This is a genomic window from Limnospira sp. PMC 289.06 (assembly GCF_032350395.1).
In the GTDB taxonomy this organism is placed as follows: domain Bacteria; phylum Cyanobacteriota; class Cyanobacteriia; order Cyanobacteriales; family Microcoleaceae; genus Limnospira; species Limnospira platensis.
Genome location: NZ_JARPLC010000009.1, coordinates 37,118 through 44,585 on the forward strand (window position 1 = coordinate 37,118; position 7,468 = coordinate 44,585).

The window sequence follows — 7,468 nt, forward strand, 5'->3', positions numbered from 1 at the left end:
CCACCATCTCTCCATCATGTTGGGTTTCACTGCGTTTCACCCAACCTACATGGCTAGGGTTTTGGGAAGTAGGTTGGGTGGAGGTACGAAACCCAACGCCACCATCTCTCCATCATGTTGGGTTTCACTGCGTTTCACCCAACCTACATGGCTAGGGTTTTGGGAAGTAGTCAACCACATTTCCGATATTCTGTAGGGGCGGGTTCCACAGTCAACCACATTTCCCAGCAGTAAGATTAATAAACCCGCCCCTCCACGGTCAACCCAACGCCACCATCTCTCAATCATGTTGGGTTTCACCCAACCTACATGGCTGCGGTTTTGGGGAGTAAGAGAAAATTACCACCGTTGATTCTGTTAATATGAATTTTTGGGAAAATTTAGTTACAATATGTAGTAACAGTCAAGGCATGGAATTTGAATGGGATGAAACTAAACGTCTGACGAACCTCCGCAAACATGGCATTGATTTTATTGATGTTCCCCTTGTTTTTGATGGAGATATCGTAACCTTTGAAGATGACCGATCCAATTATGGAGAGCAGAGGTTTGTGACTTTGGGTTTGTTGCAAGGGCGAGTGGTCGCTATTGTCTATACAGAACAAGAAGAATATATTAGGATTATTTCTGCGAGAAAAGCTACTAAATATGAACAACAAATTTACTTCGAGCAACTCTCAAACTGACTGGAACCGACTAGACCGGATGACTGATGAAGAAATTGATTTTTCTGATTGTCCAGAAATTACGCCAGAAATGGTTACTAAAGCAGTAGTTAGGCGAGGTTCACCTAATTATCAGACCAAAACACAAGTGACTTTAAGTATTGATAGTGATGTTTTAGACTGGTTTAAATCGCAAGGTCAGAGTTATCAGACTGAGATTAATCGTTTACTGCGATCGTATATGGAAGCCCAGCAATAGTCTTTTTTCCCCAATTTGAGTAGGTTGGGTGGAGGTACGAAACCCAACGCCACCATCTCTCCATCATGTTGGGTTTCACTGCGTTTCACCCAACCTACATGGCTAGGGTTTTGGGAAGTAGTCAACCACATTTCCGATATTCTGTAGGGGCGGGTTCCACAGTCAACCACATTTCCCAGCAGTAAGATTAATAAACCCGCCCCCCTCCACGGTCAACCTAACAACACCATCTCTCCATCATGTTGGGTTTCACTGCGTTTCACCCAACCTACATGGCTAAAATTATTAATTATTAATTGTTAATTGTCCATTGTGGCTAATACATCAGCAATAGTCTGGGAGGGGACTCGATCGCTAATAGTGACTGTGCCAATTTCCCGAGGGAGAATAAACCGGACTTGACCATCTTTCACCTTCTTATCAGTTTGCAGGATATCGATAATTTTATCAATCTTTAATCCTTGGGGAAGATGAATAGGTAAACCTGCCTTTTTAATCAGTAATTCCTGGCGGCGATCGCTATCATTTCCCCATAATTGCATCTTTACCGCAATTTGACCAGCAGCAACCATCCCAATAGCCACCGCTTCCCCGTGTACCAATTCCAAATATCCTGTCAGACTCTCCACCCCATGACCGATAGTATGACCATAATTCAAAATCGCCCTCAGTCCCGATTCCTTTTCGTCCTTGCTAACCACATCAGCCTTACTTTGACAGGAACGGACTATAATTTCTGTCAGTAGTTCCCCGCTCAAATCATCAATGCTGTCGAGGTTATCTGCCTCTTCTAGGCGCTCAAATAACTGTTTATCCCAAATCACCCCATATTTAATCACCTCCGCCATTCCCGCCCGAAATTCTCGGACTGGTAGAGTTGTCAAAACTTCCGGGTCTATTACCACTAAACGGGGTTGATGAAAAGCGCCAATCAAATTTTTACCCTGGGGATGATTTACCCCTGTTTTCCCACCAATAGAAGCATCCACCATGGCTAATAGAGACGTGGGAACCTGTAGGACATTAATTCCCCGCAGCCAGGTAGCAGCAGCAAAGCCGGTCATATCTCCAATGACTCCCCCCCCCAAAGCGATCATAGTAGAACTACGTTCTAGGCGGTGTTCTAGGGCGCTATTATAGATAGATTGGACGGTGGAGAGTGTTTTATACTGTTCTCCAGCGGGAAGGACTACCGAGGACACCTGAAAGCCAGCATTCTCTATTGAGGCGATCGCCCTTTCTCCGTAATGTGCAAAAATTTCCGGGTTAGATACCAATAGGGCTTTTTTTCCTAACTTCAGGGAAGACATCAAAGACCCCAAGCGGTCTAAATTCCCCGCCGCCACAGAAATATCATAGGACATTGGCCCTAAATTAACCCGAATTACAGACGACATGATGGCTTCCTCGTAAATTCCGCTAATTTCCCCTATGAGGCTGTATTCTAGCGCACCTCGTGTTTCAATGGAAGATGCAAAAGTTGACTTATCGGGAGATATTGACCATGACCATTGATGGTGCGATCGCTTATGCTTTACTGTATGTAGTAGCTATCGGTGCGGCGGCTGGCATTATGTTCACCCTGCGACTGGTAAAACTGATCTAAATAGTCTCATAGACTGATAATGCTGTATCTGCGAACTTAATCTGATTCGCCGATGCAGCATTAATCTATGATCGGGGAAATCAGCGATTTTCCGTATTGAGTTGTTTCTCCAATTTCCGACTGGCTAAAGACATTAAATAACAGAATAGCCAGTAGAGGATACCCACGAATAGATAAACCTCCGCATAGCGTCCCAAAAATCGCGGGTTAGCTAAAATTGAACGGCTGATCCCTAGCAATTCTACCAGTCCGACTATGGCTAATAGGGTGGTATCTTGAAAGAGACTAATAAACTGACCGACAATGGAAGGGATGGAGATTTTTAAGGCTTGGGGTAAGATGATTAAAGCCATAGTTAAAGGTGCATTAATACCTAGGGCTTTTGCTGCTTCATATTGACCTCTGGGGATGGCTTGTAGTCCGCCTCGGACGTTTTCTGCTAGGTAGGCTGAACTAAACATGGTCAAACCTACGATCGCCCTCAAAATGCGATCGGGTCGCATTCCTTCTGGTAAAAATAGGGGGAGAAGAATTTGACCCATAAACAGGATGGTAATTAGGGGTAAGCCTCTGATAACTTCAATATAGGCGATAGATAATCCTCTAATTACTGGTAAATCACTTTGTCTACCTAAAGCTAATAAAACCCCCAGGGGAAAACATAGTAAAATGCTAATTACTGACATCAGCAGGGTTAGCATTAATCCTCCCCATAGGTCGGTGGAAACTCCCCTTAATCCTAAGCCGCCACCTATTAACCACAGGCTGATAATTAATAGCATAAACCAAGAAAATGGCAGCCATTTTCCTAGTTGCGGTTTCCGGCTGGCAATTTTGCGCCCTCCCCAACTGCTAACTACTAGGATAAATAATAGGGCGATCGCCATTATACGATAAGGTATCGGAGTTGGTACTAAAGCCATTAACATGGCGACCACACTCAGGGAAATGACAATATTTTGGCTGAAGAGGATGGTTTGGCGGCGGGCTAAAAATCCCCAGGTCAAACCTGATAAAATGCTAACTATTCCCAACAATAACCACAAGCGCCAATATTGATCACTGGGAAACCGACCGACCATAAATAAGTGCAAATTGGCGGGAATTACTTCCCATTTGGCGGTCACTCTCGCCCAGGATACAAAGCCTATTAACATCCACAGCAGGAAACTGGCGATCGCCATGGTAAATAAGCCATTATACCAGGTATTAAACAGGTTATCACGCAGCCATTGGGGAAAGTCTCTTGACTGGGAAGGGGCTTGACGGGTTAAGGTAGGTTGAGGATTGGCTGTCATTTTCAGAATAGGTAATTATTAACTGTCATGGTGGGGAAAGGTGAGGGGTTTTGAGAGTTTCTTAAACCCCCCTGGTAGTCTTGGTTAACTGTAGTTATCTTTCCTGAAGTTGAACCCGGCGATTAAGGAAGTTCATAAATAGGGAAATAATCAGGTTGATGGTTAGATAGGTTGCCATAATAATTACCATGACCTCTACCGCCCTCCCACTCTGGTTAAAGGTGGTATTGGCAACATTATACAGGTCAGCGTAAGCTACGGCGATCGCTAAACTGGAATTTTTTGCCAAGTTCAAATATTGACTATTGAGAGGAGGAATAATCACCCGCAAAGCCTGGGGAAATACGACTAGACGCATGACTAAACCTGGTTTTAACCCTAGAGACCGGGCGGCTTCCCATTGTCCTTTGGCTACAGATTGAATCCCGGCGCGAACAATTTCGGCAATGTAAGCGGCAGTATAAAATACTAACCCCACTAACAAAGCACTAAATTCAATAGTTAGCCTGAGACCACCTCGTAAAACCGGATTATTTTCGGTTCCGGTGATGGCGGGAACTTCCCAACCAAAACCAAACAGGATGATTAACAACGATACTAAGGCGATGATACCTAGGGCGATTAATTGCGGTTGACCAGAAGCACCCTTTTCTACCATTATTTTAGTGCGTTGTTTCCATATCCAAAATGAGGCGATCGCCGCTATTACCAAAAACCCTAACCACACCCAGATTAAAGAACTAGATGGCCAAGGAATGAAAATCCCCCGCTGAGTTAGGAAAATCGCATCAAAAACCCCCAGGCGATCGCTAACTGAGGGTAGTTGTAGAAATATCCCATACCAGAATAGTAGTTGTAGCAGTAGGGGTGTATTTCTGACTATTTCTACATATACTAACCCAATTTGACGCACTAGCCAGTTACTGGAAAAATACGAAATTCCCGCAATAATTCCGACAATGGTAGTTAGGATAATCCCAAAAAACATCACTCGCAGCGTGTTTACTAAACCCGCTAGGAGAACCTGTCTATAAGGGTCCGTCGGTTGGTAGGGGATGATACTTTCACCGATCGCAAATCCGGCGGTACTATTTAAAAATCCGAATCCGAACCTAATTCCGCTTCTTTGTAGGTTCTGATTCAGGTTCATGGTAAATATACTAATAATCGCGATCACAATTACTAGGATGATTACCTGAAACGCAATTTTCCCAAAGCGATCGTCTCGCCAAAGGGGGATTTTTGGTTGATTTGGATTCGTTGTCATTTTCCCTGATTTGTGATTTGGGGTGCGGAGTTTTCAGCATAATTAACTACTCCTAAAATAGCCGTCAAAATTGCTACGAATTAACTACTGATTTTTAGACAGTTATTGAGAGTCTTTATCATTAGTTAATTTTCCCGCCCACAATAACTGGGATGATCATAATACAAAATTAGCCCATGGAGTTCACTGGCAACTCACTAGGAAAACCTGAGACATGGCGGCGACCACCTAGAGAGGGGTTTATTTTCTAGCGATGACCCCCTGATGGTTTCCCCAGAGACCAGGTAAAATCAGGCTATGGGAAAAATTCCATCAGACTTGACACGGACTTAGTGAGAATATATACGAATAATGCCCTATGATGGTAGGGGGTATTGATTACAAAGTTTATCAATAAACCCGGCACACAGTTAAAGGAAGGTTAACAGAACTAACGATGTCTGAGTCTGCTATCTTGGATATGGTAGGGATATCAAAGCAGTATCCCAATACTAACACCTCCGCCGTCGAGGATATAAGCATCACCTTGAACCACGGAGATATCCTGGGTCTATTGGGTCCGTCTGGATGTGGTAAAACTACTCTGTTGCGAATAATTGCAGGGTTTGAACAGCCAGATAGGGGAGTGGTAGAGATTGCGGGACAGGTGGTTTCTGGGTCTAAAGAGTGGATTCCCCCAGAACGTCGGGGGGTGGGTATGGTGTTCCAGAATTATGCCTTGTTTCCTCACCTGACAGTAGCCCAAAATATTGCTTTTGGTTTGGAAATTCTCCGCAAAAAATCCCCCAAACAACTACAGTTGCGAGTGGCGGAAGTGTTAGAATTGGTGGGGTTGTCGGGATATGCCGATCGCTATCCCCATGAAATCTCTGGGGGACAGCAGCAACGGGTGGCTTTAGCACGAGCCTTGGCTCCTGGTCCTACGTTGGTGTTATTGGATGAACCCCTGAGTAATTTAGATGTACAAGTGCGGCTGAAATTGCGTCAGGAATTGCGCCAAATTCTGAAAGCAGCAAGAGCATCAGCGGTGTTTGTTACCCATGACCAGGAAGAGGCTTTATCAATTTCTGACTGGGTGGCGGTAATGCGCCATGGACATTTGGAACAGTGGGGGACTCCAGAGAAAATTTACCTAGAACCGGCTTCTCGGTTTGTGGCGGAGTTTGTTACCCAGGCTAATTTTATCCCAGCTCAACGCCGGGGGAATTTGTGGGAAACTGAGGTGGGTTGTTTTGCGATCGCCTCTAATGATGATTCCGATATAACTGAAAAAGCAGATTTGATGGTGCGACAAGAAGATTTTATCCTCAAACCTGACGAAACGGCTTCGGTGGTGATTCGCGATCGCCAGTTTTTGGGTCGCGAACTTCATTATTGTTTACAGGTTCCTTCTGGAGGTGAACTGATTGCTCGTACTCCCTTCGGAGGGCGATCGCTTCCTGTCGGTATGCGGGTACAGGTGATGTTTCCTCAAGACTCGGTGCGCGTGTTTCCCGCTGTTTCCGGCTCTGAGACTCGGACATCAGCTTATGTCTCGGTTCCCCATTAGGGTAGTACCCCCGAATTTTGCTTTACAAAACTTTAAATTTTTCCGGTTCTGATCACAAAGATTAACTATAGGTTGAATTGTGATCGATTTTTGGTAAGATCTGGTTAGACCAGCTAAGTTGTATAACGGCTGAGGAGGGGGTAATGCCAAGAAAGAAAAAACGGGGAGTCACGACTTTGTATTCAGAAACTAAGGTAAAAATTGGGGTGTCACTGACACCAACAGGAGCTAAATTATTAAGCACAACTGCTAAGGAGTTGGGTCTGTCGCGTTCGGAATTTGTCGAACGTATTGCTAGGGGTGACTTTAATATCTCTATGGATGAAGAAGGCACAACTATTAGCCTGGCTAACACCAATACACAAACAGAAGTTGATTCTCAATCAGATGATAGCCCGGCTCTTACAGCAGAATTAGAAAAGCGATCGGCTGAATATGATCAACTTCAGCAGGAATACGAAACCCTGCAAAAACAAGTTATAGAACAGGCGAATACTATCGCTGAACTCGAACAAAAACTAGGTCAGTTGCCAGAATTACAAGTGCAACTGGAAAATAGTGTTCCGGCTAAGGAGTATCATGACGTTCAGCAAGAACTCCAACAACATAAAGACTCAATTACTGACCTTAAAAAACAGCTTAAACGGATTGTAGAACTTGAGAGTAAACTGGCGAACACGGTTTCACTCGAAGACCATGAAGCCCTGAAACAGCAAAATCAGAAAACTATTAATCAACTCCAAAGCCAACTGGGTGACTCTCAAAAGCTACAACAGCAATTGGAACAGCAGAAATCTACTGTGGCTGATTTACAATCACAGTTA

The 7,468-nt window shown here is 44.3% G+C and carries 8 protein-coding genes; 4 read left to right on the top strand and 4 right to left on the bottom strand.

From position 1 onward, the window contains the following. Positions 1–45: 45 nt before the first annotated feature. Positions 46–288, bottom strand: coding sequence for a hypothetical protein (locus tag P5674_RS03780; RefSeq protein WP_315669809.1), 243 nt, complete (start codon positions 286–288; stop codon positions 46–48). 74 nt (positions 289–362) lie between these two features. Here P5674_RS03780 and P5674_RS03785 point away from each other — a divergent pair, with 74 nt between their 5' ends. After that, entirely contained in the window at positions 363–686 is a 324-nt protein-coding gene (locus tag P5674_RS03785; protein ID WP_315669810.1) for a BrnT family toxin, read from the top strand. 19 nt (positions 687–705) lie between these two features. Next, a complete protein-coding gene (locus P5674_RS03790; protein ID WP_006615775.1) occupies positions 706–924 on the top strand; it encodes a BrnA antitoxin family protein in 219 nt (72 codons plus the stop codon). A 299-nt stretch (positions 925–1,223) separates the two neighbouring features. On the opposite strand, the gene aroB is transcribed toward P5674_RS03790, so the two are convergent. Continuing rightward, positions 1,224–2,321: a 3-dehydroquinate synthase gene (gene aroB / locus P5674_RS03795; protein WP_014275888.1), complete on the bottom strand. Its 1,098-nt coding sequence runs from the start codon at positions 2,319–2,321 to the stop codon at positions 1,224–1,226. Between the two features lie 107 nt (positions 2,322–2,428). Between aroB and petL the strand changes: the two genes are divergently transcribed. Further along, positions 2,429–2,530, top strand: coding sequence for a cytochrome b6-f complex subunit PetL (petL, locus tag P5674_RS26540; RefSeq protein ID WP_431620630.1), 102 nt, complete (start codon positions 2,429–2,431; stop codon positions 2,528–2,530). 80 nt (positions 2,531–2,610) lie between these two features. On the opposite strand, the gene P5674_RS03800 is transcribed toward petL, so the two are convergent. Both P5674_RS03800 and P5674_RS03805 read right to left on the bottom strand, forming a co-directional pair. Further along, positions 2,611–3,828 (bottom strand): amino acid ABC transporter permease, encoded by a 1,218-nt coding sequence (locus tag P5674_RS03800; RefSeq protein WP_014275887.1) that lies wholly within the window; start codon positions 3,826–3,828, stop codon positions 2,611–2,613. Between the two features lie 94 nt (positions 3,829–3,922). Next, a complete protein-coding gene (locus tag P5674_RS03805; protein ID WP_014275886.1) occupies positions 3,923–5,095 on the bottom strand; it encodes an amino acid ABC transporter permease in 1,173 nt (390 codons plus the stop codon). Between the two features lie 436 nt (positions 5,096–5,531). Between P5674_RS03805 and P5674_RS03810 the strand changes: the two genes are divergently transcribed. Further along, positions 5,532–6,644, top strand: a complete 1,113-nt coding sequence (locus tag P5674_RS03810) for an ABC transporter ATP-binding protein (RefSeq protein ID WP_014275885.1) — start codon at positions 5,532–5,534, stop codon at positions 6,642–6,644. Positions 6,645–7,468: the final 824 nt, after the last annotated feature.

Excerpts from the sequence above, each read along its gene's own strand:
- aroB (WP_014275888.1), bottom strand. The coding sequence starts at position 2,321 with ATGTCGTCTGTAATTCGGGTTAATTTAGGGCCAATGTCCTATGATATT.
- petL (WP_431620630.1), top strand. The coding sequence starts at position 2,429 with ATGACCATTGATGGTGCGATCGCTTATGCTTTACTGTATGTAGTAGCT.
- P5674_RS03810 (WP_014275885.1), top strand. The coding sequence starts at position 5,532 with ATGTCTGAGTCTGCTATCTTGGATATGGTAGGGATATCAAAGCAGTAT.
- P5674_RS03790 (WP_006615775.1), top strand. The coding sequence starts at position 706 with ATGACTGATGAAGAAATTGATTTTTCTGATTGTCCAGAAATTACGCCA.
- P5674_RS03805 (WP_014275886.1), bottom strand. The coding sequence starts at position 5,095 with ATGACAACGAATCCAAATCAACCAAAAATCCCCCTTTGGCGAGACGAT.
- P5674_RS03780 (WP_315669809.1), bottom strand. The coding sequence starts at position 288 with ATGATTGAGAGATGGTGGCGTTGGGTTGACCGTGGAGGGGCGGGTTTA.
- P5674_RS03785 (WP_315669810.1), top strand. The coding sequence starts at position 363 with ATGAATTTTTGGGAAAATTTAGTTACAATATGTAGTAACAGTCAAGGC.
- P5674_RS03800 (WP_014275887.1), bottom strand. The coding sequence starts at position 3,828 with ATGACAGCCAATCCTCAACCTACCTTAACCCGTCAAGCCCCTTCCCAG.